28 protein-coding genes are annotated in these 24,364 nt (G+C 60.2%); 21 read left to right on the top strand and 7 right to left on the bottom strand.

The features are described 5' to 3' along the window. Positions 1-102 precede the first annotated feature (102 nt). The 10 genes from guaA to FD715_RS04035 all read left to right on the top strand — a co-directional run bounded on the left by guaA (position 103) and on the right by FD715_RS04035 (position 9,724). Complete coding sequence (gene guaA, locus FD715_RS03990; RefSeq protein ID WP_147105591.1) at positions 103-1,677, top strand: glutamine-hydrolyzing GMP synthase; 1,575 nt, start codon at positions 103-105, stop codon at positions 1,675-1,677. Next, positions 1,668-1,946, top strand: coding sequence for a putative quinol monooxygenase (locus FD715_RS03995; protein WP_147105593.1), 279 nt, complete (start codon positions 1,668-1,670; stop codon positions 1,944-1,946). Before guaA ends, FD715_RS03995 begins: the two co-directional genes overlap by 10 nt. Then, positions 1,943-2,812 carry a DMT family transporter gene (locus tag FD715_RS04000; RefSeq protein ID WP_147105596.1) on the top strand — a complete coding sequence of 290 codons (870 nt, stop codon included), beginning with the start codon at positions 1,943-1,945 and terminating at the stop codon, positions 2,810-2,812. Before FD715_RS03995 ends, FD715_RS04000 begins: the two co-directional genes overlap by 4 nt. A 148-nt stretch (positions 2,813-2,960) precedes the next feature. Continuing rightward, positions 2,961-4,280: a hypothetical protein gene (locus FD715_RS04005; protein WP_147105599.1), complete on the top strand. Its 1,320-nt coding sequence runs from the start codon at positions 2,961-2,963 to the stop codon at positions 4,278-4,280. Positions 4,281-4,389: 109 nt separating this feature from the next. Next, positions 4,390-5,325: a DMT family transporter gene (locus tag FD715_RS04010; RefSeq protein WP_147105602.1), complete on the top strand. Its 936-nt coding sequence runs from the start codon at positions 4,390-4,392 to the stop codon at positions 5,323-5,325. Positions 5,326-5,364: 39 nt separating this feature from the next. Then, positions 5,365-6,234 (top strand): ATPase, encoded by an 870-nt coding sequence (locus FD715_RS04015; protein WP_189799418.1) that lies wholly within the window; start codon positions 5,365-5,367, stop codon positions 6,232-6,234. Between the two features lie 33 nt (positions 6,235-6,267). Continuing rightward, entirely contained in the window at positions 6,268-7,215 is a 948-nt protein-coding gene (gene metA / locus FD715_RS04020) for a homoserine O-succinyltransferase (protein ID WP_147105607.1), read from the top strand. 4 nt (positions 7,216-7,219) lie between these two features. Next, complete coding sequence (locus FD715_RS04025; protein ID WP_147105610.1) at positions 7,220-8,191, top strand: alpha/beta fold hydrolase; 972 nt, start codon at positions 7,220-7,222, stop codon at positions 8,189-8,191. Between the two features lie 53 nt (positions 8,192-8,244). Continuing rightward, the gene (ppk2, locus tag FD715_RS04030) at positions 8,245-9,114 is read left to right on the top strand and encodes a polyphosphate kinase 2 (protein WP_147105614.1); all 870 of its coding nucleotides are present in this window, start codon (positions 8,245-8,247) and stop codon (positions 9,112-9,114) included. Then, positions 9,107-9,724 (top strand): TetR/AcrR family transcriptional regulator, encoded by a 618-nt coding sequence (locus FD715_RS04035; protein WP_147105617.1) that lies wholly within the window; start codon positions 9,107-9,109, stop codon positions 9,722-9,724. Before ppk2 ends, FD715_RS04035 begins: the two co-directional genes overlap by 8 nt. Here FD715_RS04035 and FD715_RS04040 read toward each other — a convergent pair. Together FD715_RS04040 and FD715_RS04045 are read right to left on the bottom strand one after the other, a co-directional pair. Continuing rightward, positions 9,721-10,770 carry an adenylate/guanylate cyclase domain-containing protein gene (locus FD715_RS04040; protein ID WP_147105620.1) on the bottom strand — a complete coding sequence of 350 codons (1,050 nt, stop codon included), beginning with the start codon at positions 10,768-10,770 and terminating at the stop codon, positions 9,721-9,723. The two genes, FD715_RS04035 and FD715_RS04040, sit on opposite strands and share 4 nt — an antisense overlap. After that, positions 10,767-11,135: a group 1 truncated hemoglobin gene (locus FD715_RS04045; RefSeq protein WP_147105623.1), complete on the bottom strand. Its 369-nt coding sequence runs from the start codon at positions 11,133-11,135 to the stop codon at positions 10,767-10,769. Before FD715_RS04045 ends, FD715_RS04040 begins: the two co-directional genes overlap by 4 nt. A 297-nt stretch (positions 11,136-11,432) precedes the next feature. Between FD715_RS04045 and FD715_RS04050 the strand changes: the two genes are divergently transcribed. Both FD715_RS04050 and FD715_RS04055 read left to right on the top strand, forming a co-directional pair. After that, positions 11,433-12,287, top strand: coding sequence for a lysophospholipid acyltransferase family protein (locus FD715_RS04050; protein WP_147105626.1), 855 nt, complete (start codon positions 11,433-11,435; stop codon positions 12,285-12,287). 146 nt (positions 12,288-12,433) lie between these two features. Continuing rightward, on the top strand, positions 12,434-12,856 hold the full coding sequence (locus FD715_RS04055; protein ID WP_147105629.1) for a DoxX family protein: 423 nt from the start codon (positions 12,434-12,436) through the stop codon (positions 12,854-12,856). A gap of 66 nt (positions 12,857-12,922) precedes the next feature. Here the strand turns inward: FD715_RS04055 and rpsI are convergent, their stop codons facing one another. Beyond that, positions 12,923-13,411, bottom strand: coding sequence for a 30S ribosomal protein S9 (gene rpsI, locus FD715_RS04060; RefSeq protein ID WP_147105632.1), 489 nt, complete (start codon positions 13,409-13,411; stop codon positions 12,923-12,925). A gap of 5 nt (positions 13,412-13,416) precedes the next feature. Beyond that, positions 13,417-13,875, bottom strand: a complete 459-nt coding sequence (rplM, locus tag FD715_RS04065) for a 50S ribosomal protein L13 (protein ID WP_147105635.1) — start codon at positions 13,873-13,875, stop codon at positions 13,417-13,419. 158 nt (positions 13,876-14,033) lie between these two features. Between rplM and FD715_RS04070 the strand changes: the two genes are divergently transcribed. Together FD715_RS04070 and FD715_RS04075 are read left to right on the top strand one after the other, a co-directional pair. Then, positions 14,034-14,351, top strand: a complete 318-nt coding sequence (locus FD715_RS04070; RefSeq protein ID WP_147105637.1) for a hypothetical protein — start codon at positions 14,034-14,036, stop codon at positions 14,349-14,351. Beyond that, positions 14,351-15,397, top strand: coding sequence for a hypothetical protein (locus FD715_RS04075; RefSeq protein ID WP_147105639.1), 1,047 nt, complete (start codon positions 14,351-14,353; stop codon positions 15,395-15,397). The genes FD715_RS04070 and FD715_RS04075 overlap by 1 nt, the downstream gene beginning before the upstream one ends. On the opposite strand, the gene FD715_RS04080 is transcribed toward FD715_RS04075, so the two are convergent. After that, on the bottom strand, positions 15,394-16,809 hold the full coding sequence (locus tag FD715_RS04080) for a PLP-dependent aminotransferase family protein (protein WP_147105641.1): 1,416 nt from the start codon (positions 16,807-16,809) through the stop codon (positions 15,394-15,396). The two genes, FD715_RS04075 and FD715_RS04080, sit on opposite strands and share 4 nt — an antisense overlap. A 93-nt stretch (positions 16,810-16,902) precedes the next feature. Between FD715_RS04080 and FD715_RS04085 the strand changes: the two genes are divergently transcribed. Then, on the top strand, positions 16,903-17,136 hold the full coding sequence (locus FD715_RS04085; RefSeq protein WP_147105643.1) for a DUF1127 domain-containing protein: 234 nt from the start codon (positions 16,903-16,905) through the stop codon (positions 17,134-17,136). A 70-nt stretch (positions 17,137-17,206) separates the two neighbouring features. Here the strand turns inward: FD715_RS04085 and FD715_RS04090 are convergent, their stop codons facing one another. Beyond that, entirely contained in the window at positions 17,207-17,644 is a 438-nt protein-coding gene (locus FD715_RS04090; RefSeq protein WP_147105644.1) for a PaaI family thioesterase, read from the bottom strand. 57 nt (positions 17,645-17,701) lie between these two features. On the opposite strand from FD715_RS04090, the gene FD715_RS04095 reads away from it, so the two are divergent. The 4 genes from FD715_RS04095 to gluQRS all read left to right on the top strand — a co-directional run bounded on the left by FD715_RS04095 (position 17,702) and on the right by gluQRS (position 21,895). Further along, positions 17,702-18,487 carry an enoyl-CoA hydratase gene (locus FD715_RS04095; RefSeq protein WP_147105646.1) on the top strand — a complete coding sequence of 262 codons (786 nt, stop codon included), beginning with the start codon at positions 17,702-17,704 and terminating at the stop codon, positions 18,485-18,487. 514 nt (positions 18,488-19,001) lie between these two features. Beyond that, positions 19,002-20,354, top strand: coding sequence for a methylenetetrahydrofolate--tRNA-(uracil(54)-C(5))-methyltransferase (FADH(2)-oxidizing) TrmFO (gene trmFO / locus FD715_RS04100; RefSeq protein ID WP_147105649.1), 1,353 nt, complete (start codon positions 19,002-19,004; stop codon positions 20,352-20,354). A 33-nt stretch (positions 20,355-20,387) separates the two neighbouring features. Then, positions 20,388-20,993 carry a class I SAM-dependent methyltransferase gene (locus FD715_RS04105; protein WP_147105653.1) on the top strand — a complete coding sequence of 202 codons (606 nt, stop codon included), beginning with the start codon at positions 20,388-20,390 and terminating at the stop codon, positions 20,991-20,993. Further along, positions 20,990-21,895 carry a tRNA glutamyl-Q(34) synthetase GluQRS gene (gene gluQRS / locus FD715_RS04110; protein WP_147105657.1) on the top strand — a complete coding sequence of 302 codons (906 nt, stop codon included), beginning with the start codon at positions 20,990-20,992 and terminating at the stop codon, positions 21,893-21,895. Before FD715_RS04105 ends, gluQRS begins: the two co-directional genes overlap by 4 nt. Here gluQRS and hisI read toward each other — a convergent pair. Then, positions 21,892-22,254, bottom strand: coding sequence for a phosphoribosyl-AMP cyclohydrolase (gene hisI, locus FD715_RS04115; RefSeq protein WP_147105659.1), 363 nt, complete (start codon positions 22,252-22,254; stop codon positions 21,892-21,894). The genes gluQRS and hisI overlap by 4 nt on opposite strands. Positions 22,255-22,329: 75 nt before the next feature. On the opposite strand from hisI, the gene FD715_RS04120 reads away from it, so the two are divergent. Together FD715_RS04120 and FD715_RS04125 are read left to right on the top strand one after the other, a co-directional pair. Next, complete coding sequence (locus FD715_RS04120) at positions 22,330-22,782, top strand: iron-sulfur cluster assembly scaffold protein (protein WP_147105662.1); 453 nt, start codon at positions 22,330-22,332, stop codon at positions 22,780-22,782. 77 nt (positions 22,783-22,859) lie between these two features. Further along, positions 22,860-24,254, top strand: coding sequence for a methyl-accepting chemotaxis protein (locus FD715_RS04125; RefSeq protein ID WP_147105665.1), 1,395 nt, complete (start codon positions 22,860-22,862; stop codon positions 24,252-24,254). Positions 24,255-24,364: the final 110 nt, after the last annotated feature.

Genomic DNA, 24,364 nt, shown 5'->3' on the forward strand with positions numbered 1-24,364 from the left:
AGCGACATGACCCTTCCCTGTTTCAAAAAAATCCCGGGGGTCTGGGGGCTGGCCCCCAGTCCAACGCTTGCCACCCCTCGCCCACAAGCCTATTGCAGCCCCATGACCGATCAGAGCCACGACCGCCTTCTCATCATCGACTTCGGCAGCCAGGTGACGCAGCTGATTGCCCGCCGCCTACGGGAGCTGGATGTGTATTGCGAAATCCATCCCTATCAAAACGTCACGGACGCCAGCCTGCGCGACATGGCACCCAAGGCCGTCATCCTGTCCGGCGGGCCTGACAGCGTGACGCGCCCCGGCTCGCCCCGCGCGCCGGAAGCACTTTGGGACATGGGCGTCCCGGTTCTTGGTATCTGCTACGGCCAGCAAGCAATGATGCAGCAACTGGGTGGCCAGGTCGATGGCGGCAAAATCTCGGGCGGCGGCGGCACGGCCGAGTTTGGGCGCGCCTTCGTCACACCCGCCGGACAGCTTGATCTGCTCAAGGGCTGGTTTAACGACGGGCGCGAGCAGGTGTGGATGAGCCATGGCGACCACGTGTCGAAACTGGCGCCCGGTTTTGAGGTTTACGGCACGTCCCCCAATGCGCCCTTTGCGATCACGGCGGACACATCGCGCCACTTCTACGCCGTGCAGTTTCATCCAGAGGTGCACCACACGCCCAAAGGCGCAACGCTTTACGAAAACTTCGTGAAGCTGGCGGGCTTTACTGGTGACTGGACCATGGGCGCCTACCGCGAGGAAGCGGTGCAGCGTATCCGTGACGAGGTCGGCGACAAGAAGGTCATCTGCGCCCTCTCCGGTGGTGTCGACAGTTCGGTTGCGGCCGCGCTGATCCATGAGGCAGTCGGCGATCAGCTCACATGCGTGTTCGTCGATCACGGTCTGCTCCGTAAGAACGAGGCAGACGAGGTCGTTGGCATGTTCCGCGACCACATGAACCTGCAAGTGATTCACGCGGACGAAACCGAATTGTTCCTCGGTGAACTTGACGGACAATCCGACCCCGAAACCAAGCGCAAGATCATCGGGCGCCTGTTCATCGACGTGTTCCAGAAATATGCCGACCAGATCGAGGGTGCCGAGTTTCTGGCGCAAGGCACGCTCTACCCCGACGTCATCGAAAGCGTGTCGTTCAGCGGCGGGCCATCGGTCACGATCAAGTCACACCACAACGTCGGTGGTCTGCCGGAGAAGATGGGGCTCAAGCTTGTCGAACCCCTACGCGAGCTCTTCAAGGATGAGGTTCGCGCCTTGGGCCGCGAGTTGGGACTGCCCGACCACTTCATCGGACGTCACCCCTTCCCCGGCCCCGGTCTCGCCATCCGCTGTCCCGGAGAGATCACGCGCGCCAAGCTCGAGATCCTGCGCGAAGCCGACGCTGTCTATATCGACCAGATCCGCAAGCACGGGCTCTATGACGACATCTGGCAGGCCTTCTGTGCAATCCTTCCTGTTCGCACAGTGGGCGTGATGGGCGACGGACGCACTTATGATTACGCCTGCGCTCTGCGCGCCGTCACCTCCGTCGATGGCATGACAGCGGATTACTATCCCTTCAGCCACGATTTTCTGGGTGAGACCGCGACGCGGATCATCAACGAGGTGCCGGGGATCAACCGGGTGACTTACGACATCACATCGAAACCGCCGGGCACCATCGAATGGGAGTAACCCTTGACGGTCTCCTGCGCTGCGCGTCAGAGGATGAAGCCGCGCGTGTGCGTGCCGCCTTGCCCGAGCATATTCGGCTGACCAAGGCCGAACCGGGCTGCATGCGCTTCGACGTCTTGGCAACGGACGACCCGCTGGTCTGGACCGTGTCAGAGGAATTCACCGACCCCGCCGCGTTCGAGGCGCATCAGGCCCGCGCCGCCGCATCAGACTGGGCACGCGAAACCGCCGGGATCGCGCGCGACTATAAGATCAAAGGCATGCCATGAGCCCCGTTCTCAGGGCCGCCCTGTGGATGTCAGGATCCATCGCATCGTTTTCGGCCATGGCTGTTGCCGGGCGCGAGGTGTCGGACAGCCTCGATACGTTCGAGATCATGATGTACCGCAGCTTTGTCGGTGTGATCGTGGTCTGCGCCCTCGTCGCAGCCACCGGTGCGTGGCGCAGCATCAGCACCGACCACCTCGGAACCCACCTTGTGCGGAACCTCGCGCATTTCACGGGTCAGAACCTTTGGTTCTATGCCGTTACCGTCATTCCGCTGGCGCAGGTCTTTGCGCTGGAGTTTACCTCCCCGATCTGGGTGATCGTGCTCAGCCCCCTCGTGCTGGGGGAACGGTTGACCGCGGTGCGGGCCATGGCAGCGATCATGGGGTTCATCGGCATTCTGATCGTGGCGCGCCCGGACATGGCTGGCCTCAACGCTGGTGTCGTCACAGCAGCCTCCTCTGCCATATTCTTTGCACTGACCATAATGCTGACCAAACGGCTGACACGGCACGAGGGCATCGCATCGATTCTGTTCTGGCTGACCAGCATGCAATTGGTTATGGGGATCGTGATGGCGGGCTATGACGGTGACATCGCACTGCCGGACATGCAAACAGGGCCCTGGGTCTTTCTGATCGGATGCGCCGGCCTGCTGGCGCATTATTGCCTGACGAACGCCCTGGCGATTGCGCCCGCAACGGTGGTTGTGCCAATAGATTTCATACGCTTGCCGACCATCGCCGTCATTGGAATGCTGGTCTACGGTGAAGCTGTCGATATCTGGGTTTTCCTGGGGGCCGCGATCATTTTTGCTGGCAACTACGTGAACATTCTGGTCGAATCGCGGCAATCCAAACCGCTGTGACCTGAATGTCACAGACTTGTGACGCTCCGTCACGTGGCGCGGTCTGCCCTAGCGTCAATATTGACGCACCCCTCTTGAAACCGGCTTATACGGTCCCAACGCGCACTCACTCGACACCCACACTGCGCGGCTTTTGGGAGGAAACATCATGAAAACCCGCGCCCTCGCGGCGACAGCGCTGCTGCTGTCATCCACGTCCGTTTACGCGGCTGGCCTTGACCGGTCGTTCCAGAATGTCTCGTCAATCTTTGCGCCTGACAACACGCTCAGCTTCACGTTTTCGCACGTGTCGCCCAGTGTAACTGGCACAGATGCGTTGGGCGCAAGCTATGACGTCGGCGAAAGCTATGAGCAGACGGTTCTGAGCTTCACCAAGGATTTCGGTGAAAACTTCACCCTGGGCTTCATTACGGATCAACCGTTCGGTGCGGATGTTTTCTATAATACCGATCCCACGGCCAGCACGCTGGGTGGAACCGCGGCAGACCTGTCGAGTGAGGCTTACAAGCTTGTCGGTAAGTATCAGTTCAGCCCACGTTTCAGCCTGTTCGGCGGCATCCAAGCCCAGACCGTGCGCGCGAGCGTCAACCTGAACGGCGTGGCGTACCGCAACGCTATTGCAGCTGGAGGGACTGCACGCACTTTCAACAGCAGCCTCCCCCCGGGCGTACCCACCCTGTCGGGGGCCGAGATTGGATCTGCATTGTCCCGTGCCCAAGCCGCACAAGCAGCGGGTGACCTTGTAGCCCTCGGCACCATTGTGGCCAGTATTGACAACGTGTATGGCGCCGGTACGTTCTCGAACCTGCAAGCGGGGTTCACTGGTGCGTCAAATGCTTTTTTAGGAGACAACGGCTATTCCTACAGTCAGGACGCGCAAACAGAATACGGTTGGTTGATCGGTGCGGCGTATGAGATCCCAGAGATCGCGTTGCGCCTAGCTCTCACTTACCATTCCTCCATCGACTACACTGCAAACACAACTGAGCAGATCCTTGGCAATCCAGTGCCCGGCGTCGTCAACTTCGAAACACCGGAATCCGTGAACATCGACTTTCAGACCGGTATCGCCAAGGATACGCTTCTGACGGCATCCTACCGCTGGACCGACTTCGACGCCGTTGACCTCATTCCGACCGGTTTGCAATCCGACCTTGTGAACCTTGATGACGGCGAACGCTTCACCCTTGGCGTCGGGCGTCGCTTCACCGAGAACTTTTCGGGCTCGCTCACCTTTTCCTACGAGCCCGAAGGCGATGATGACCTCGTCTCACCGCTGGGCCCAACCGACGGTCTGTTCGGCATCTCAATCGGTGGTCGCTACACACAGGACAACATGACGATCTCGGGCGGCATCAACTACTCGTGGCTGGGCGACGCCCGCCCCGAAGTTGGCGGCCAGCCGGTTGCTTCGTTCACCGACAACTCGTCGGTTGCGGTCGGGTTCAAGGTCGACTTCACATTCTAAATCTGTCCCCGCGGGGACAGATCACGAGACCCCGCCCCTTTTCGGGCGGGGTTTTTCTTTGCGCAGGTTCCGGGTGGCTTGGGCTGCACATCACTGACAGGGTGCGGGCATGACACCGCAAAAGACACTCTCTGGCCGCGCCTGGGCAGAAATGATCCTTCTCGGGATAATCTGGGGCGCATCCTTTCTGTCGATCCGCATCGCATTGGACGAGATCGACCCGCTGACCAGTGTGGCGCATCGCACTTTTTGGGCCATGTGCGTGCTGTGGATCATCGTTGCGGTATCCCGCCTGCCTGTGCCGCGCGATCCGCGCATTTGGGCGGCGTTCCTTGGCATGGGCCTTTTGAACAACGTCATCCCGTTCGGCCTCATGGCGTGGGGCCAACTGCATATCGAGACGGGGCTGACGTCGATCCTGAACGCAGCCACCGCCATCTTCGGCGTGATTGCTGCCGCACTGTTTTTCGCGGACGAGCGGATCACGGCCCGCAAGGCGGTGGGCGTCGCACTGGGCTTCTTTGGCGTGGCGACCGCGATTGGACTGGACAACTTCCGATCCTTCGACCTGCGAAGCGTCGCGCAACTGGCCATTATTGCTGGTACGGTCAGCTACGCGCTTGCCGGGGTCTGGGCGCGGCGGTTTCTGGGCGGCTTGGCCCCACAGGTGGCAGCAGCGGGCATGTTGACAGGCTCCACTTTGATCACTGTGCCGCTGGCCTGGGTGGTTGACGGCCCAATCACCCTTGATCTGCAGGGCGATACGATCCTAGCCATTGCCTACTACGCCATCATAGCCACCGCCGGGGCCTACCTGCTCTATTACCGGGTGCTGGGAATGGCCGGATCCAGCAATTTGATGCTGGTCACGCTTGTCATCCCGCCCGTCGCTATTGTGCTGGGCGCCGTCGTCAGGAGCGAGGCGTTGTCGCCCAATGCCTTTGTCGGCTTTGCAGTGCTGGCCCTCGGACTTGCGATCCTGGATGGTCGCATCCTGACCCTGCTGAGGCGCCCCGACGTTGACCGCCCCACGCCCCGCAGCTAGGACAACCCGAAAAACGGGGACCTGCGGAACATGAACTCTTTGCTTTATCGCGATGCCGATCATTGGCGGTCCGCGCCATCGAAGCGCGTGCTTGTCTTTGGCATGTCGGGCCTGGGCAAGACCCACATGTCCACGACGGTGCGCGACAGCGGGTCGTGGTTCCACTACTCCATCGACTACCGCATTGGCACCCGCTACATGGGCGAGCGCATCACTGACAATGCCAAAGCCGAAGCGATGAAGGTGCCGTTTCTGCGCGACCTTTTGATGTCCGATAGCATCTATATCGGCTCGAACATCACCTTCCACAACCTCAGCCCCGTCTCGACTTATCTGGGCAAGCCCGGCGATCCGGCCAAGGGCGGGCTGCCCATCGCCGAGTACCGCAAGCGGCAGGAACAGTTCCGCCGGTCGGAGATCGCAGCGCTGGAAGACACCGGATACTTCGCCGAGCGTGCACAGCAGCTTTATGGCTATCCGAATTTCATCTGCGACACGGGCGGGTCGATCTGTGAATGGGTCAATCCAGCCGATGACCACGACCCGTTGATGACGACGCTGAGCGTGGTCGCCCTGCCCATCTGGATCAAGGGGGATGATGCACACACAGCCGCCTTGATCGAACGCTTCGACAAGGCGCCAAAGCCGATGGCCTATCAGCCTGAATTCCTGCTGTCGTGTTGGACCGACTATTTGGCCGAAACGGGTATGGCCGAGAACAAGGTCGATCCCGACGCCTTTGTGCGCTGGACATATGCCCGCGCGCTCGCCCATCGGCAGCCGCGTTACGAAGCCATGGCGCGTTGGGGTGTGACCGTCACCGCGGATGAGGTTGCCTCGCTCAAAGGTGAAGCGGATTTCATCGCACTGGTGGCAATGGCCCTTGAGCGTCGCGCGCACGCGGCGTAAGTCCGGTCTTCACACGTTTATCGGACCAGAGACATGCCCATCAAATTGCCCTCGACCCTGCCCGCCTACGACGTTCTCACGAACGAAGGCGTGATGGTTATGGACGAAGAGCTGGCGGCGCACCAGGACATACGCCCGCTCAAGATCGGGCTTCTGAATCTGATGCCCAAGAAGATCCAGACAGAGACGCAGTTTGCGCGGCTGATCGGGGCCACACCGCTGCAGATCGAACTGTCTCTGATCCGAATGTCCGAGCACGAGACCAAGAACACCGCCGCCGCGCATATGGAGAGCTTTTACCGCCCTTTCCAGGACGTGAAGGGGGAGAAGTTCGACGGGCTGATCATCACCGGCGCGCCGATCGAGCATCTCGACTATGAGGATGTCGATTACTGGGACGAGTTGGAAGAGGTCATGGAATGGACACAGACCAACGTGCATTCCACCTTTGGCGTCTGCTGGGGCGGCATGGCGATGCTGCACCATTTCCACAAGGTGCCCAAACACCTGCTGGGATCGAAGCTGTTCGGCGCGTATCGCCACACCAACCTGTCTCCCGCCTCGCCCTACTTGCGCGGATTTTCAGACGATTGCGTTGTGCCTGTGTCCCGTTGGACCGAGGTACGCGCACCGGAGGTTGAGGCGGCGGGTCTCCCGATCCTTTTGGGATCAGACGTCACCGGGCCCTGCCTGATCGAAGACCCGGCGCATCGCGCGCTCTATATCCTCAACCACTTTGAATATGACAGCGACACGTTGAAACAGGAATACGACCGCGATCTGGCCTCGGTCCAGGTCGAAGGGGCCGAGATTGCCCTACCCGTCGATTACTTTCCCGATGATGATCCGTCCCGGACGCCGATGAACCGCTGGCGCAGCCACGCCCATCTTCTCTATGGCAATTGGCTGTCCGAGATTTATCTCACCACTCCGTACGACATGGAACGGATTGGACAGGACCGCACCGACCTGCGGGGGTAAGGGAATGAAAACAGTGTTTTACGTGGTGCTGGGCCTCGTGGTCCTGACAGTCGCGGTGGTGCAGGTGCTCGCGGTCAAGCGCGAACAGCAGGCTGAGGCGGACTTTCCACCGACCGGGCAGATCATCGACGTGGATGGTATAGGTGTGCATGTCGAACAGATGGGAAGCGGACCGGATCTGGTCCTGATCCACGGGGCATCCGGCAACACGCGCGATTACACCTTTGCCTTTGCCGACCTGGTCAAGGATCGCTACCGCGTCACGATCCTTGATCGGCCGGGACTGGGCTGGACGGACCAACTCGCCCCGCAGCACAGATCTGCATGGACCACGGCCCATGCCAACCCCACCCAGCAGGCGCGACTGCTCAAGGCCGCGACCGACCGGTTGGGGGTCGAGCGACCCATCGTGTTGGGGCACTCTTTTGGTGGCATCGTGGCACTCGCCTGGGCATTGGAGTTCGATGATCTTTCAGGGGTGGTGTCCGTGGCTGGTGTCGCGAACCCATGGCCGGGTGAGTTGGACTGGACATATCAGGTCAACGGCTCGGCCTGGGGTGGCGGGCTGATGGTGCCGCTGCTGTCCGCCTTTGTTCCACAAAGCTATATCGACAGCGCTGTGTCCAGCATCTTTGCCCCGCAAACCGCGCCCGAGGGCTATACTGACCACGTCGGTCCCGCCTTGATCCTGCGCCGCGCGTCGATGCGGGCCAATGCGCGACAGGTGAACTGGTTGCGCCCGCATGTGGTCGAGATGTCGAAGAACTACGGCTCCATTACCGTGCCGGTCGAGGTGGTGCATGGCGACGCTGACACGATCGTGCCGCTCGACGTGCATTCGGCCAAGCTGCCAGGCCAGATCGAAGGGGCCAATGTCACCGTGTTGGCAGGTGTTGGACACATGCCACAACACACCCATCCCGAGGCTGTCATAGCCGCGATTGACCGCGTCGCCACACGTGCGGGTTTGCGTTAAGCGTCACTCTGACCCATATTGGATGTTAAGAGCAGTAACTTAAGGCAAAAATCATGGGCCTTCCCTTTGACGGCGCGATCACGGAGTTTTTCGAGACCGGCGCGCCGGATGACATTCGTGACAAGATCAGCAACGCGGACAAGGATGACATCCTGACCCCGACCTATCCTTACGCCGAACGGATGCGGCGCAAGAGTTACAAGCCCGAGATGGAGGCGCTGCAGGTCGAGTTGGTCAAGATGCAGAAATGGGTCGCGGAAAGCGGCGCGCGCATTGTCTGCGTCTTTGAAGGACGCGATGCCGCTGGCAAGGGCGGCACGATCAAGCGGTTCCGCGAAAACCTGAACCCGCGCGGCGCCCGCGTTGTTGCATTGTCGAAACCCACCGACAGGGAAGCTGCCGAATGGTATTTCCAACGCTACATCAGGCACTTGCCAACGGCCGGAGAGATCACGTTTTTTGACCGCAGCTGGTATAATCGCGGGGTGGTCGAGCATGTGTTCGGTTTTTGCACACCGGCGCAACGCGAACAGTTTTTCGTACAAGCCAAGCCGTTCGAATCCATGTTGGTCGATGATGGCGTACATGTTTTTAAATTCTGGCTGAATGTCTGCCGAGCCGAGCAATTGCGCCGCATTCTGGCCCGCGAGAACGATCCGCTGAAACAGTGGAAACTGTCGTGGATCGACGTTGAGGGGCTGAAGAAATGGGATGTCTACACGGATGCCATTCGCGAGACGCTGGAGCGTTCTCACTCCAGCCATGCGCCGTGGACAATCGTCCGCTCTGACGACAAGAAACGCGCGCGCCTGAACGCGATCCGCACGTTGCTTCACGGTCTGGATTACACGAACAAAGACCCGCAAGCCATTGGTAAGATAAACAAAGACATCTGCGGCGGGCCGGATATCTGGGATGCCTAAACGCGGTTATCACCACGGCAATCTGCGTCAGGCCCTGATCGAAGCAGCGCTTAGGCTGATTGAGGAGAAAGGTCCGACGGGCTTCACGCTGTCCGAGGCGGCGAAGCAGGCCGGCGTTACCCCTGCGGCCGTCTATCGCCATTACGAAGGCCGCGAGGATCTGATCGCCGAATGTGCACGGCAGGGCTATGGCATCTTTGCCGATTTGATGGAGCATGCGTACGAATCCGGGCAACCCTCGGCCCTGGCCGCGTTTGAAGCGACCGGGCGCGCCTATCTCGCCTTTGCCCGCCGGTTTCCCGGTCACTACATAGCGATGTTTGAAAGCGGGATTTCGACCAACCGTACGCCGGAACTGGCCGATGTGGTGAACCGCGCGAATACCGTGCTGGAAAAAGCCGCCGGAGATCTGTCGCAGCATATCCCCGCAGACAAACGCCCACCTGCCTCGATGTTTTCCGCCCACATATGGGCCATGAGCCATGGGGTGGTCGAGCTGTTTGCGCGGAACTCACCGGGCAAGGCCTCTCCCTTTCCGCCCGAGGATCTGCTTGAAACCGGGATTGGTATCTATTTGCGGGGTCTGGGGCTTATTCCGGGCGACGGCTAGCGCGCCACGCTCAGATTGCCTTCGACATTCATCAGTTCGACCGAGCCCAGCCCCTTGATCGTGTAGCTGCCGATGTCGTCCACCTGAAAGCTGTCGATCAGATCAAACTTCATCGAAGTGGGCGCCACAATCTTCATCGGATGGGCAAAGACCTGAAGCCGCGCAGCCATGTTCACGGATGGGCCAAACACGTCATAGACATATTTCTGCACCCCAACGACCGATCCGACCGCCGCCCCCGTCCCGAGGCCAATGCGCGCCTGCCATTTGTACTTGTGGCTTTGATTGCGCCGTTCGAGGTAGCGCAGGAACCGGACGGCACAATTTGCAACAGCCGTCGCGTGATCCGAGGCGGGTTCGGGCATGCCCGACACGGCCAGATAGGCATCCCCGATGGTCTTGATCCGCTCCACCCCGAATTGTTCAGAGATCCGGTCAAAGGCGGTAAACACATCGTTCAACTCGCCCAAGGTCACGGTCGGGTCGTTTTCCTCTGCAAAATTCGTAAACCCGACAAAGTCGAGCATCAGCACGGACACGTTGCGATAAAGCTGCGGTGTGACCACGCCAAAGGTCTTGTACTCTTCATAAACGGATCGCGGCATCAGGTTGAGAAGCAGCCGCTCAACACGCTCTTTTTCACGCTCCAGCGCGCGTGTGTTCCGCTCGACCATGTTCGAATAGCTTTCGATCATCTGCTCAAGCTCGCGCATGCGGGTGACGTTCTGGCACTCGGCCACGACCATCTTTTCGCCTTCGATCTCAGCCAGGGTCAGCGATACCGTGATCACCAGCGTACGCCGCTTGGGCTTGATCTGCACTTCACCGTCAAAGCGTCCGGTGCTTTCCAGGGCATCGCGCGCAACATCTTTGAGGCTTGCAATGCTTTCGGCCACGCTGTCGCTGGTGGACGGGTCGCCGAACCATTCTGCGATAGCGGCGTTGTGGAAATAGATGGTGAGGTCGGAGTACCGAAGAATGGCGATCCCCACGCCAATGGATTTGAGAAGGTGTTCGTTGATCGTGCTGAGCGCGGCAATGCTCATGCGGTTGCCCTGTTCACGATCAGTGGTCGCTTGCTCTCGACCGATGCCACGACCTGGCTGATGTCGCCCTCTGACATACCGTGTTTGGCCATCGCTTCCGCGAGAAGTTTGCCAATCTCGTCAAAGTCGGCGTCGGTGATCGGCACGGTCTGATGCACCGCTTTCAACCGGTCGTCCGACATTGCCGATGGACCACCCATCAGGGACGAGATGAACTTGGTCTGATGGTCGATCAGGCGCGGCATGTCGATGTCGTCGAAATGATGGCCGACCTCATCGCTGTCGAGCACGAGTTCGTAAAAGGTCATCACCACACGGCTGACTGCGGAAAAGCCGCCATATCGCTCAAAAGTGCTGCTTGGCATTCAAAATTACCTTCAAAATCACTCGTACGATAAGTGCCGTATGGTGCTGATTCAAGAAAAGCGAACCGTCTGAACGGACGATTCCGGTCATGTGTTGCGCAATGCAGCGTCTTTGAGGCTTTGCCGATCACACGTTTTGGGTGGGCGCGTGCTGTATCGCACAAGAATATGAAGCTACGCGCACGTGTCGGCGGGTGGGCGCGAAGGGCGCGTGTCAATATCGGCCAGCTTTTGCCTGACACATTAAGTTTGTACTTCTGTCATGCTTTTGTTGCGGATCCGGTGTCAAAGGCCCGCATGAAAGAGCGCCTGGACCCGCTAGTCGCAGAACGCGCCCCGTGGCTTTTCCGCCCGGGCACCGTCAGTCGCTTTGCCCGCCGCACCTTCATGTCGCTGCTCAGCTACGATCAGACCATCGACCTGGCCACCGTGCTCAAGGACCAGTCGGCGGGCAGCCTCATGCATCATGTGGGTGAACTACTAGCGCAGGATGTGCACGTGTCAGGCCTGCACCATGTGCCGCGCAAAGGTCCGGCCATCGTTGTGGCCAACCACCCCACGGGCATTGCCGACGGGATCATGCTGCACCACCTGCTGGCGCCGATCCGGCCTGATCTGTTCTTTTACGCCAATGCCGACATTCTGCGGGTGCTGCCGCAAATGTCGGACATGATCGCGCCGGTCGAATGGCGCCAGGACAAAAGGTGCCACGGCAAGACGCGTGAAACGATGTCCTACACCCGCGCAGCCGTGGCACAAGATCGGATTGGCGTAATCTTTCCATCGGGGCGTTTGGCAAAACGACGGGGATTGCGGCTGTATGAACGGCCCTGGATGGCGTCGGCGGCGATGATCGCACGGAAATTCGATATGCCGGTCATCCCAATCCATATCGAGGCCAGCAACTCTACGCTGTTTTATCTGCTAGACCTGATCCATCCGACCTTGCGGGACATCACGCTCTTTCATGAGACGTTGAACAAGAACACGCAGCCGTTTCGCATCCGCGTTGGCGCGCCTATCCCGGCTCAGAACTTGCCCAAAAACTCCGAAGACGGGATCGCCATGCTGCGGGACGCAACGCTCCGGCTGGGCCAGGATCCGCAAGGGCGCGTGGTGGTGCGACCCCGATGGGTGACCCAGCGGATCTAGGCACACCACGACGTATTGCCATTCTGCGACATGGTTTCCACCGCGTGGCCCTGTTTTTCCTGCCCTCTACCTCCCTACGCATCCGGTTGGCCGCTGCCTCCGTGCGCATGCAACAGCCAACGTGACCCAATGCAGGAGAAGAGACTATGGCACTACTTGATACCGCCGAAGCCTCGGCGCAACGCATCCCGACGATCCGCAGCGCAGACTGGTTTCTGCGTTTGCCGCTCGCGGCCATCATCATCGAACAAGGCACGTTCAAACTGCCGGACCTGGCCGTGCAGGCCGAAGGGTATGGCCTGCCAACGGACCTGTTCGCCCTCGCCGCATTGGCGGAGATTGCGGGCGGGATCGCGATCCTGTTGGGCGGTTTGATCCGCAACAACTGGGCGACAGACCTGCTGACACGGCTGGGTGGCCTTGCCATCTCGATCGTGGTCGCAGGCGTGATCGTCATGCTCTATTTCGGCTCCTTTGTGGGGTGGCAATTCCAGGGCATGTTGCTCGCCGGTGGCCTGTTCTTCCTGTTCCGAGGGAACGGAGACGTGAAAGGCCGCGCGCTGATCTGATTGCGTTGACACCAACGAAAAAGGCCGCCCAAACGGGCGGCCTTTGCATTTTGTTCGGTTGAAAGCTTAACGCTTGGAGAACTGGAAGCTCTTCCGCGCCTTGGCCTTACCGTATTTCTTACGCTCGACCACACGGCTGTCGCGGGTCAGGAAGCCTGCTGCTTTCAGTGCACCGCGCAGGGCGGGATCGTAGAGTTGCAGCGCTTTCGAGATGCCGTGCTTGACCGCACCGGCCTGACCGGACAGACCGCCACCTTTGACCGTCGCGGTCACGTCGAACTGGTCCTCGACACCGGCCACCTGGAAGGGCTGGCGCAGGATCATCTGCAGCACGGGGCGTGCGAAGTAGGCGTTCATTTCCTTGCCGTTCACGGTGACCTTGCCCGAACCGGGCTTGATCCAGACGCGGGCAACCGCATCCTTCCGCTTGCCGGTCGCGTAGGACCGACCGAACTCGTCACGAACGGGCTCGCGGGGCGTCAGGTCAACCTCGGCCGGGGCGGCGTCGCCAGCCACAGCTTGCAGGTCTTCGAGTGTGTTGATTTCGTCAGCCATGTCTCTTAGCTCCGCGTGTTTTTCTTGTTCATGGACTTCACGTCCAGAACTTCGGGGCTTTGTGCCTCGTGCGGGTGCTCGGCCCCAGCATAGACACGCAGGTTGGTCATGATCTGGCGGCTCAGACGGTTGCCGGGCAGCATCCGCTTGACGGCCAGCGTTACCACGCGTTCGGGATGTGCGCCCTCAAGGATCTGTTCCTTGGTCCGCGACTTAATCCCGCCCGGGTGGCCGGTGTGCCAGTAGTGATGCTCCTGACGCTTGTTGCCCGTCAGTTGCACCTTGTCGGCGTTGATGATGATCACGTTGTCGCCACAATCCATGTGCGGTGTGAACGACGGCTTGTGCTTGCCACGCAGACGCATGGCGACGATCGAGGCGAGACGGCCAAGAACAACGCCCTCGGCGTCGATCAGGATCCATTTCTTGTCGATGTCCGCAGGTGTTGCGGTGTAGGTTTTCATTGCGCTTCGTCCCTTGAAGGGTGGAAATTCGGATTGCGCGGTTATACAGCAGGGCAAAGGCGCGTCAACTCCGACATTTTGGTTTTTATGAAGCAAAAACAGATGCTTGAAAATACGGTATTATTTTACCCCAAAAATCAGCAGGGAATTTGGACCCGATGCTGACCGGATTGGCCGCCCCTGCCCTCGCGACGCTGGCATTGCTGGTCATTGCCACCGCCATTGGGGTGCCGGCGATGCGCAAACTGATCGTCGTCTACGAGGCCAAGCATGAGCTCAAGCACGGCTCTGCCGGGTGGCTTCGGTCGCTGCGCGGCTGGTCGATGGTGGCCTTCTGGCTGATGACAACGTGGTTTATCGCAACGATATTTGGCGATTGGGCCGTTAATGGCGATCTTGACGCGGCGATTGACCGGGGGTGGTTGCGTCTGCGCATTCTACTAGAGATCGCGATGGCGATCATGGAGTCCGACTGATGGACGACCTGAGCGCCGCCCAGTCCGAACTCCAGTGCACCAATTGCGCGGGCCAGTGTGTGTATGACCCCGCACAACAGGCGCTCGTTTGCACCAGTTGTGCCACCCGGTATGGGCTGGAAACCGACGATGACGCGCAGGCCGCGCGGGAATATGATTTTGATCCCGACGGACCGGACACAGACCCGCCTGTTCTCGAAGAAACCCGCGTGCATCATTGCCAGACCTGCGGCGGTGACGTGGTGTTTGTGGGCCAGGCACTGTCTGAACGCTGCGCCTATTGCGACGGGCCGGTGGTGCTGGCCACAAGCGATACCGGATACCGGACCAAGGCCCTGATCCCCTTTCGTGTGCCCGAACGCGACGCGCAGGTGGCCGCACTCGATTGGGTTGCACAGCGATGGGCCGCACCGTCGGACCTGAAGGCCGTCGTGTCAAAAGCGCGCGTTGCCGGTATCTATGTCCCGTTCTGGACCTTCGACAGCGAGGAGGCTGTTAGCTATTGGGCAAAGTACACCGTGCGGCGCAACAAACGCAGCGTGACACGTCGGACATCTGGCGCATTCCGCATCCAGTTTGACGATCTTTTGGTCCCAGCCTCGCCCCATGTCACACCGCTGATCCGCGACGGAATCCTGCATGACTTCGATCCACGGCGCCTGCGCCCTTACCGGCCCGGCTATCTGGCCGGGTTCGGCGCGGAACGCCACCACCAGTCGGTGGCCGAAGGGCTGGAAGCCAACGCCGACGACAAGGACTTGCTGATCCGCAACAGGATCAAGGGGCATGTGAACAAGAGCGGCGTGCATGATGTCCGTTATTCCTCGGACACGACCGGGATCCGGTACCGCCGCATCCTGTTGCCAGTGTGGATCCTGCACTACCAGTACAAGGGCGAAGCGATGAAGGTTGTGGTCTGCGGAATGCAGGGGCGCACCTATGGCGAGCGTCCGTTTTCTTGGGGGAAGCTAGCGGGTTACGCGGCTGTTTTGTCTGTTCTGACCATCGCGTTTGGCCTCGCTTGGGGCGCCGGTGGCTTGCTCTAGACGCCGATCTGGTCCGGCGGATTGTCCAGCAGATCACGCAGTCTTTCGATGGCCGCCTCAAAGGATTGAAGGCTAACGCCTGCGTTCACCGCAATGCGGACGGCATGCGGGGTGCGCGCATCGCGGCAGGCGTAATCCTCAGCCGCCCGGATGCCGACCCCCTGTTGCGCGGCGGCCTGCACAAAGGCCCCGGCGCGCCAACCTTCGGGCAGATGCAACCACAAGAACGGCACATCCTTGCGCCAGATGATATCGTAGCCGCCCAGGATGTTGACCGCCCGCTGGACATAGGTGCCGATACCCTTGCGCGCGTCTGCCATCAGATCCGGCAGGTCGCGGTGGACGAGCAGCGCTGCAAAAAGGTCCGTCATGGGTGTCGCGAGGCCAAAGAATGAATACTCCGCCGTCCGTCTGAGGACATTGGCCCGCCCCTTGGGCGTCACGGCAATACCAAGTCGCAGCGCTGGTGTAATGGATTTCGAGATCGAGGAAATGTACCAAGTGCGTTCTGGTACAATCATCCGGTAGCTGGGCGCCTGCGCCTGCCCCAACCTGTAACAATCATCCTCAAGGATCTGCAGGTCTTGCCGTTTCGCAACTTCCGCCAATGCTTCGCGCCGGTCGACCGGGGTGAATCCACAGGTTGGATTGTGCACTTCGGGCGAGGTGCAGAAGATTTGTGCGTCATGCGCCTTGGCCGTGGCTTCCAGCGCGTCGGGAATGACGCCTTGGCTGTCCATCTCGACCGGGATGACGTCGGCGCGCAGCAGTTCTGCCGCTCGTCGAAAGCCGGGATAGGCCAGGTCCTCGACCAGGATCGCCGGTCGACGCCCTTTGAGAAGTGCCTGAAACACCAACAAAATCGCATTCTGCCCGCCATTTGCGAGCACGATGTCATCAGGCCCGAACGACCCGATCGGAGCCCCGGCGATCCATGCCGCAGCCGCTGTGCGTGCGGGCCCGCTGCCCGCGCGCGTCGGGTAGTGCATCATGCCGGAAGGTGGGTCTTGGGCCACTTCCGCCAGCAACCTGCGGATCAGGGTCGCCTGACCAACACTCGGCAAATGCGGCGAAAACAGGTTCACATTCCAGGTTTGGGCTTCGGAATTGTGAGGGGTGCTGTCCACCTCAATCGGGATATCCGCGTAAAGCGGCCCCTTTTCATCGGGTTGCGCGACAAAGGTGCCGCGCCCGACCTCCGCCATCAACGTTCCGTCATCCGTCAGAAGCGTGTAAGCACGCGCCACCGTGCCGGGCGTGATCCCCAGGCTCCAGGCGAGATCACGCACCGGCGGCAGTTTGTCCCCCGGCGTCAGATCATGATCCGAGATGCGCTGGCGGATCGCCTGCATCACCGCCTTGTACTTCGGCCCTTGCCCATCCAACAGCTCTGGCGACCAAATTGTATCCATTACAATGTTTCCGTAGCGTTATCTGAGTCCGCATTGTATCACTTACTCATGGCAATGATGCCATATTGTGTCAATACAATTTAGGAGATTCCCATGGCACATCACATGCAATCGCCCGCTTCGCACCTGGCCTACCTGACTGCGCAAAACCGCATTCCGGCTGCCTCGGTCCTTGCGCTCCGAATTGCCGTGGTGCTGTCGAAATGGGCCATGCGCCGCAGAACACGGTTGTCCTTGCGCAATCTGGACCCACACCTTCTGCGCGACATTGGGCTGACACAGGCCGACGCTGACTACGAAGCTCGGCGTGTGTTCTGGCGGATGTGACATCCCCGTGGCGTCTGCCAGACCTCTTCCTATGGCCGAGTTTAGGGGCGTCCCTGGCTCGGCCATTTTTTCAGTCAGGTAAATCAACACCCTGCGGCGGGATGGCGTAAGTCAGGCTGGCGCGGGCCACCGGCTTGTCGTCACCTTCGGAAAACAGCAATGTGTCCGTGACCGACAATTGCTTGCCCAGCTTAAGCAAACGCCCATGCGCGATCAGATCAACGCCGGACCTTGGTTTGCGCATGAAATCAATCGAACAGTTGGTTGTGACGGCCAGCGCGCGCGGCCCGATATGCGCCAGCGTCACCATATAGGCTGTCACGTCCGCCAGCGAAAACATCGCGGGACCAGAGATCGTGCCACCCGGTCGCAGATGCCGGTCCGAGACCAGGAGGCGGAGGACAACCCCCTCCTCCGTCACCTCGTCGACGTGAAATTCGCCAGCAACTTCCAGAAACACCTTCTGCAAAAACGCGTTCATCTCGGGCGCGGTCATTACAACGGCCATGCTTTTCCTTCCCCTGTCCCTGCCCTAGGGTGAGCCGCAAAGCGATGGGAGGGCAAGATGGCAATTCTGGAACGTGAGGTCACGGGCGCAGTGGCGCATCTGCGCTTGAACGCGCCGGACCGGTTGAATGCGCTGTCGGACGAGATGATCGCAGAGCTGCACGGCGCACTCGATGACGTGGCACAAGACAACGCGGTGCGCGCGGTCATCCTGTCGGGCGCGGGCAAGGCATTCTGTGCGGGCCATGACCTCAAGCAGATGACAGCCGGCCGGCAGGCCGCTGATGGCGGTGCGGCTTACTTCAAGGACCTTTTTGACCGCTGTGCCGCGATGATGGCGCGCGTGCAGTCCATGCCCCAGCCTGTCATTGCCCAGGTCCACGGCATCGCAACGGCTGCCGGTTGCCAGCTTGTGGCCACCTGCGATCTTGCCGTCGCTGCCCATGGCACGCGGTTTGGCGTGAACGGTGTGAACATCGGCCTCTTCTGCTCGACCCCGATGGTGGCGCTCAGCCGGAACATCCCACGAAAGCAGGCTTTTGAAATGCTGACAACGGGCGATTTCATCGAAGCGAATCGTGCGGTCGAGCTTGGGCTTGTGAACCATGCCGTGCCACAGGAGAAGCTGGCCAAATCAGCGCAAGATCTGGCCGATCGCATCGCGTCCAAGTTGGGCAGCGCGGTCAAGATCGGCAAACAGGCATTCTATGAACAACTGCAAATGCCGGTGGCGCAGGCCTACGCCTATACGGGTGAGGTGATGGTGACCAACATGCTGAACCCTGACACGGTCGAAGGCATCGACGCGTTCATTGAAAAACGCCCACCAGATTGGTCACAGTAGATCGCTAAAATCCGAAGCGACTTTTGGTTGTTTCCAAAACGTCAACCGACTATTTCCGGATCAGCCCTAGGAATTTGGGCGCAAATAAGGCACAAATTGGACACGGTTAACACACCGATGACGATTTTGGGTCGCCGTGTGCGGAAGGTCCCTCCAGGTCAGCCTCTCTCTGACCGACCATCCCCGCAGCGGCGACCCCAAAAGCCCCCCTATTTATACTCTCACTGCCCGAGCGTTGAGCGCGCATTTACGGCGTTGGCGCGCACATATCCACTTGCAAGTCCTGAACCGGATCATCTGGTGAGCACGCCTGCCCGGAAATGGGATAGGTGTCAGGTTCGCCACATGCAGCCACACAGATCAGAGCCACAATCATCAGAGCAGTCTTCGCAGTCATCGTCAGTCAGTCCTTGTTTGAATAATACTACGGAATTAGCAGCACCTGATGCGGTCGCGTTGATCCAGATCAGTTCATGCCATTGCGCGGACAAGCGGCTTGCCCTACATCCGCCGCATGGCAGAAAAACTTCATATCGTGGGCGGCGGCATGGCCGGGTCCGAAGCCGCTTGGCAGGCCGCTCACATGGGTGTGCAGGTCGTGATTCACGAGATGCGGCCCAACGTCGGCACATTCGCGCATCAGACAGGTCTCTTGGGCGAGATGGTCTGTTCGAATTCATTCCGGTCAGATGACAGCGAACAGAACGCCGTCGGCCTCCTGCACTGGGAAATGCGGCAGGCCAACGGCCTGATCATGCAGACCGCTGACAAGCACCGTCTGCCAGCGGGTGGTGCGCTTGCCGTAGACCGAGACCCTTTTGCCCAATCGGTGACCGATGCCCTCATCGCGCATCCGAACATTTCCGTCGAATACGGCGAAATCACCGCCCTGCCCGAAGATGGCCAATGGATCATCGCGACGGGTCCATTGACGTCATCCGCTTTGGGGGCGGCCATTGCCGAGGAAACCGGAGCCGAAGCGCTCGCCTTTTTCGACGCCATCGCGCCTATCGTCTATTTCGACTCGATCAATATGGAAAAGGCCTGGATGCAGTCGCGCTATGACAAGGGCGAGACACAAGAAGAGCGTACCGCCTACCTAAATTGCCCGATGAACAAAGCGCAATACGAGGTCTTCATCGACGCGCTGCTGGCTGCGGACAAAACCGAATTTCACGAGGGTGAAACCGCGGGCTATTTCGATGGCTGCCTGCCCATTGAGGTGATGGCCGAGCGCGGCCGCGAAACCCTGCGTCACGGTCCGATGAAACCCGTTGGTCTGACCAACCCGCACCAACCTGACGTCAAGCCATACGCCGTCGTTCAATTGCGGCGCGACAACAAGCTGGGCACGCTCTACAACATCGTCGGCTTCCAGACCAAGATGAAGTATGGCGCCCAAGCCGATGTTTTCAAATCCATTCCCGGACTTGAAGAGGCACGCTTTGCCCGGCTTGGCGGCATTCACCGCAACACGTTCCTGAACGCTCCGACGTTGCTGACGGCGGACTTGCGGCTGAAATCGCGTCCGAATATTCGCTTTGCCGGGCAGATCACCGGGGTCGAGGGTTATGTTGAGTCCGCCGCCATGGGTCTATTGGCAGGACGTGCGGCAGCCGCTGAACTCCTGAACAGTCCGCTTGACATGCCACCCAACACCACTGCGATGGGCGCCCTGATCACGCACATCACGGGCGGGGCCGAGGCCAAGACCTTTCAGCCGATGAACGTGAATTTCGGCCTGTTCCCCCCGGTCGAGGGGCTGCGAGGCGGGCGCCGGGGGCGCAAGGACCGCTACAAAGCGTATACCGACCGGGCGAAAGCAGATTGGCTCAGCTGGCTGGCCCCGCAGGCGGTTGCGGCCTAGACGCGCAGCCACCAGGCCCGCTACTGTTCTGGCATGACTGGATTTCTGGACAAGGCCTACCGCGCCCGCGACGCATCATCGACCCGCACCCTCTATGACGATTGGGCCGCAAGCTACGACGCCGAAGTGGCGGAAAACGGATACGCCACGCCCCTCCGATGCGCCGAAGCGCTCAAGGCGCATGTTGACGATCTGGCGGCGCCCGTGTTGGATTTTGGCTGCGGCACAGGGCTGTCAGGACTTGCCTTGAAACGCGTTGGGTTCGAGGTGATCGACGGTGTCGACCTGTCCAGCGAAATGCTGGAAGGCGCCGGAACCAAGGGCGTGTACCGCAAGCTGGACCGGATCGAAGCAGGCGGCGCCTTGCCGCGCACCGACTATGCCGCCATGGCCGCTATCGGCGTAATCGGCGCAGGCGCTGCGCCCATCGACGTCCTGCATCTGTTGATGCGGGCGCTGCCGCGGTCGGGCAAGCTGGTCTTTTCCTTCAACGATCATGCGCTCGAAGACCCTGCAAACGAGGGCGGCATCGCCGAGTGGACGGATTGCGGTGCTGCGCGCCTTGTGTTCAAGGAACATGGCGATCATCTGCCGGGAATTGGTTTGAAATCAAACGTCTACGTTCTCGTGAAGGCATGACTTTCGTCACGCGCTTTGCGCCGTCACCGACGGGGCCATTGCATCTGGGGCACGCCTACTCCGCACTCCTCGCCCACGATATGGCGCGGGATGCTCAGGGCACCTTCCTGCTGCGCATCGAAGACACGGACACCAGCCGGGCGCGCATGGCCTGGGAAGAACAGATTTACGACGATCTGAGGTGGCTCGGTTTGATTTGGGCGACGCCGGTGCTGCGCCAGTCCGAGCATCTGGCGCGTTACAACAGCGCGCTGATGCAATTGGCGGCGGACGGTTTGGTCTACCCCTGTTCGTGTCGGCGCAGCGACATTCGCGCGGCGCTGTCTGCGCCGCAGGAAGGCGTGACAACGCCGCCCGTCTACCCTGGCATATGTCGCCACCGCGAGATGTCCTCTCGCAAGCCCGGTGATGCACTGCGACTGAACATGGCACGCGCGATCACACGTTTGGATGCGCCGCTGTCCTTTGAAGAGACGGGCCCGCTCCACAAGGGATCTGAAGTCATTGACCCCGATACGCTGCTGCACCTGACCGGCGATGCTGTGCTGGGACGCAAGGAAATCGAGACAGTGTCCTACGTCCTGGCCGCCGTGATCGACGATGCGGGCCAGGGCATCACCCATGTCATCCGCGGTGCGGATCTGTTCGACACCACGCCTTTGCAAGTCGTTCTTCAACGCCTGCTCGACCTGCCGACGCCTATCTATCACCATCACCGGCTGATCCGTGACGACGCGGGCAAACGCCTCGCCAAACGCGATGACGCCCGCGCCATTGCGAAATACCGAGCAGACGGGGCGACACCCGAAGACATCCGGGCGATGGTCGGCCTGCCTTCCCTGTTTGAAAAAAATCCTCGGGGGGTGAGGCGCACCGCGCCGAGGGGGCCGACAGCCCCCTAAACCATCGGCGCCATCAACTCGACTTCGGTCCCGTCTGTCACATCGGTGTAAAAGCAAGTCCGGCGCCCGGTGTGGCAGGCAGCCCCGGTTTGATGCACCAACATCAATATGCAGTCGCGATCGCAATCCACACGCAGTGACACGAGTTCCTGCACATGGCCGGACGTGTCCCCCTTGACCCAAAACGCTTGGCGTGACCGCGACCAATAGGTCACACGGCCTGTCTGCAGTGTTCGGGCCAACGCTTCGGCGTTCATCCACGCCATCATCAGCACCTTGTTGCTGGTCGCATCCTGGGCGATCGCAGGGATCAAGCCCTGTTCGTTATACGTCAAGCTGCTGGGATCAAAGGCCGACATGGCAAAACCTTTTGCATCTGAGATCAGGCCGATTAAGTATGTCGAAACGGAACGCAACACCAGTGCGGAGGGGACATGCCCGCCGATACGGACCTGATAAAACTCTATTCCAACCGCATCCTTGGACTTGCGGCAGACATCCCGCATCATGCGCGCCTCAATGCGCCGCATGCGACGGTCAAGAAACGTTCGCCCCTGTGCGGATCTACGGTGACCGTCGATGTGCAGGTTGAGAATGGCCGGATCACGAACTTTGGACAGGACGTCAAAGCCTGCGCCTTGGGTCAGGCGGCGGCGGCTGTGACGGGCGGGGCCGTGATTGGGCTGACCCTCGACGATGTGGAAAACGGGCGGGACGCGCTGCGTGCCATGCTCAAATCAAGCGGCCCGGTACCCCCTGCCCCGTTCGACGCGTTCGAAGTGCTCGAACCGGCGCGCGACTACAAAAACAGGCACGCCTCCATCCTGCTCAGCATCGAAGCGACGGCAGAGGCGATGGAACAGGCCGAACGGTCCAACTGCGCCTGACAGGTCAGCTTAGGAAATTTTGAACGATTCGCGTTTAGCCCTGTGGCATTCTGTAATTGCCGCAGGTTCTGCCAGACATGACCGCTCAGCCAGATTTTCCTGAGGTGCCCCGATTAAACGACCTTGCGCGGTCTTCGTCGACCTTGGGCTACGAGATCGTGGACCTCGCCGGTTTTCTCGACATGATCGAACGGCAAGCGCAAGACCAGCGCACCGCGCTTGAGGTTCTGTCCGGGAGTGCCGCCGACATTGAAACGGCCAATGACGCCGTTGAGGCCGCGGCGACGGACCTGGTTCAAAGTGTTGCCCGCACACAAGCCGAGGTTGGTCAGTCCGTTGAAATGATGCGTGACTTAGGCAGCCGCTCGCGCGATGTCGCGGCCTGGGTGCAGGATCTGTCGGACCGCAGCGACACGGTTGGCAAAACTTTGGCTGCCGTCAAAACCAATAACAGCCAGATCGCCGCCATTTCGATGCAGGTCAACACGTTGGCCATCAACGCGAAAATCGAAGCAGCCCGCGCCGGTGATGCAGGCCGTGGCTTTGCCGTCGTGGCCGAAGCCATAAATGAGCTTTCGCAAAAAACCAAAAGTGCTGCCGCCGAAATCTCGGCCAATATCGAAACGCTGACGCATTGGATCGCGGCGCTTGGAACCGAAGCGACCGATGTGGCCGAACAGGCCATGGATGTGATTGCGCAAAGCACGGAAACGGACCGCGCGCTCGCTCGGATGGAACAGTCAGTGAACGACACCAGGGGCGAGGCGGCGCGCATCGCCGAACATTCGGCACAAGTGCAACAGGCCATCGCGGCCTTCGGGCCCAACATGCACAATATCGGGCAGAGCGTGGCACAAACATCCGACGGAATTGTCGAGGCACATGGGCGGATTGAGCGCATGGTCGACACATCCGAAGAGATCGTGCAGTCAAGCGCAGCCCTCGGGGGCATGACAGAAGATGCGCCTTTCATTGAGGATGTACGGCGCCGTTCGGTTGCCGTGGCTGATGCCTTTGAACATCTCCTTGCAGAGGGTCATCTATCTGAAGCGTCGTTGTTCGACCGCACCTATATCACCCTGCCCGGCACCCGGCCCCCGCAGGTCGCGACCTCTTACAATGACGCTCTGGACCGTATTCTGCCGCCAATCCAGGAACCCGCGCTCAACTTTGACGAGAGGGTTGTGTTCTGTGCCGCAGTGGACATCAACGGATACTTGCCAACGCACAACAAAAAGTTTTCGCGCCCGCAGTCTGATGACGAAGTATGGAATACCGCGAACTGCCGGAACAGACGCATCTTTGATGACCGCGTAGGATTAAAGGCCGGGCGCAATACGGCACCGTTTCTTTTGCAGGTCTATCGGAGGGACATGGGCGGCGGCACATTCAAGATGATGAAGGATTTGTCAGCGCCCATCTTTGTCCGTGGCCGCCACTGGGGCGGTTTGCGCCTCGCCTACACGTTCTAAAAAAAGCGCCGCACATCCGGGCGGATGGCGGCGCGAGGAAAGCGTCTCTTGCGTGGGACAGATCCATGGACCCTGCGGCAAACAGGGGCGTCTCATTCGGCAGGCAGAGC

Source organism: Tateyamaria sp. syn59 (assembly GCF_007995245.1).
Lineage (GTDB): Bacteria > Pseudomonadota > Alphaproteobacteria > Rhodobacterales > Rhodobacteraceae > Tateyamaria.

Coding starts and splice junctions, on each gene's coding strand:
- guaA (WP_147105591.1), top strand. CDS start 103: ATGACCGATCAGAGCCACGACCGCCTTCTCATCATCGACTTCGGCAGC.
- FD715_RS03995 (WP_147105593.1), top strand. CDS start 1,668: ATGGGAGTAACCCTTGACGGTCTCCTGCGCTGCGCGTCAGAGGATGAA.
- FD715_RS04000 (WP_147105596.1), top strand. CDS start 1,943: ATGAGCCCCGTTCTCAGGGCCGCCCTGTGGATGTCAGGATCCATCGCA.
- FD715_RS04005 (WP_147105599.1), top strand. CDS start 2,961: ATGAAAACCCGCGCCCTCGCGGCGACAGCGCTGCTGCTGTCATCCACG.
- FD715_RS04010 (WP_147105602.1), top strand. CDS start 4,390: ATGACACCGCAAAAGACACTCTCTGGCCGCGCCTGGGCAGAAATGATC.
- metA (WP_147105607.1), top strand. CDS start 6,268: ATGCCCATCAAATTGCCCTCGACCCTGCCCGCCTACGACGTTCTCACG.
- FD715_RS04025 (WP_147105610.1), top strand. CDS start 7,220: ATGAAAACAGTGTTTTACGTGGTGCTGGGCCTCGTGGTCCTGACAGTC.
- ppk2 (WP_147105614.1), top strand. CDS start 8,245: ATGGGCCTTCCCTTTGACGGCGCGATCACGGAGTTTTTCGAGACCGGC.
- FD715_RS04035 (WP_147105617.1), top strand. CDS start 9,107: ATGCCTAAACGCGGTTATCACCACGGCAATCTGCGTCAGGCCCTGATC.
- FD715_RS04040 (WP_147105620.1), bottom strand. CDS start 10,770: ATGAGCATTGCCGCGCTCAGCACGATCAACGAACACCTTCTCAAATCC.
- FD715_RS04045 (WP_147105623.1), bottom strand. CDS start 11,135: ATGCCAAGCAGCACTTTTGAGCGATATGGCGGCTTTTCCGCAGTCAGC.
- FD715_RS04050 (WP_147105626.1), top strand. CDS start 11,433: ATGAAAGAGCGCCTGGACCCGCTAGTCGCAGAACGCGCCCCGTGGCTT.
- FD715_RS04055 (WP_147105629.1), top strand. CDS start 12,434: ATGGCACTACTTGATACCGCCGAAGCCTCGGCGCAACGCATCCCGACG.
- rpsI (WP_147105632.1), bottom strand. CDS start 13,411: ATGGCTGACGAAATCAACACACTCGAAGACCTGCAAGCTGTGGCTGGC.
- rplM (WP_147105635.1), bottom strand. CDS start 13,875: ATGAAAACCTACACCGCAACACCTGCGGACATCGACAAGAAATGGATC.
- FD715_RS04070 (WP_147105637.1), top strand. CDS start 14,034: ATGCTGACCGGATTGGCCGCCCCTGCCCTCGCGACGCTGGCATTGCTG.
- FD715_RS04075 (WP_147105639.1), top strand. CDS start 14,351: ATGGACGACCTGAGCGCCGCCCAGTCCGAACTCCAGTGCACCAATTGC.
- FD715_RS04080 (WP_147105641.1), bottom strand. CDS start 16,809: ATGGATACAATTTGGTCGCCAGAGCTGTTGGATGGGCAAGGGCCGAAG.
- FD715_RS04085 (WP_147105643.1), top strand. CDS start 16,903: ATGGCACATCACATGCAATCGCCCGCTTCGCACCTGGCCTACCTGACT.
- FD715_RS04090 (WP_147105644.1), bottom strand. CDS start 17,644: ATGGCCGTTGTAATGACCGCGCCCGAGATGAACGCGTTTTTGCAGAAG.
- FD715_RS04095 (WP_147105646.1), top strand. CDS start 17,702: ATGGCAATTCTGGAACGTGAGGTCACGGGCGCAGTGGCGCATCTGCGC.
- trmFO (WP_147105649.1), top strand. CDS start 19,002: ATGGCAGAAAAACTTCATATCGTGGGCGGCGGCATGGCCGGGTCCGAA.
- FD715_RS04105 (WP_147105653.1), top strand. CDS start 20,388: ATGACTGGATTTCTGGACAAGGCCTACCGCGCCCGCGACGCATCATCG.
- gluQRS (WP_147105657.1), top strand. CDS start 20,990: ATGACTTTCGTCACGCGCTTTGCGCCGTCACCGACGGGGCCATTGCAT.
- hisI (WP_147105659.1), bottom strand. CDS start 22,254: ATGTCGGCCTTTGATCCCAGCAGCTTGACGTATAACGAACAGGGCTTG.
- FD715_RS04120 (WP_147105662.1), top strand. CDS start 22,330: ATGCCCGCCGATACGGACCTGATAAAACTCTATTCCAACCGCATCCTT.
- FD715_RS04125 (WP_147105665.1), top strand. CDS start 22,860: ATGACCGCTCAGCCAGATTTTCCTGAGGTGCCCCGATTAAACGACCTT.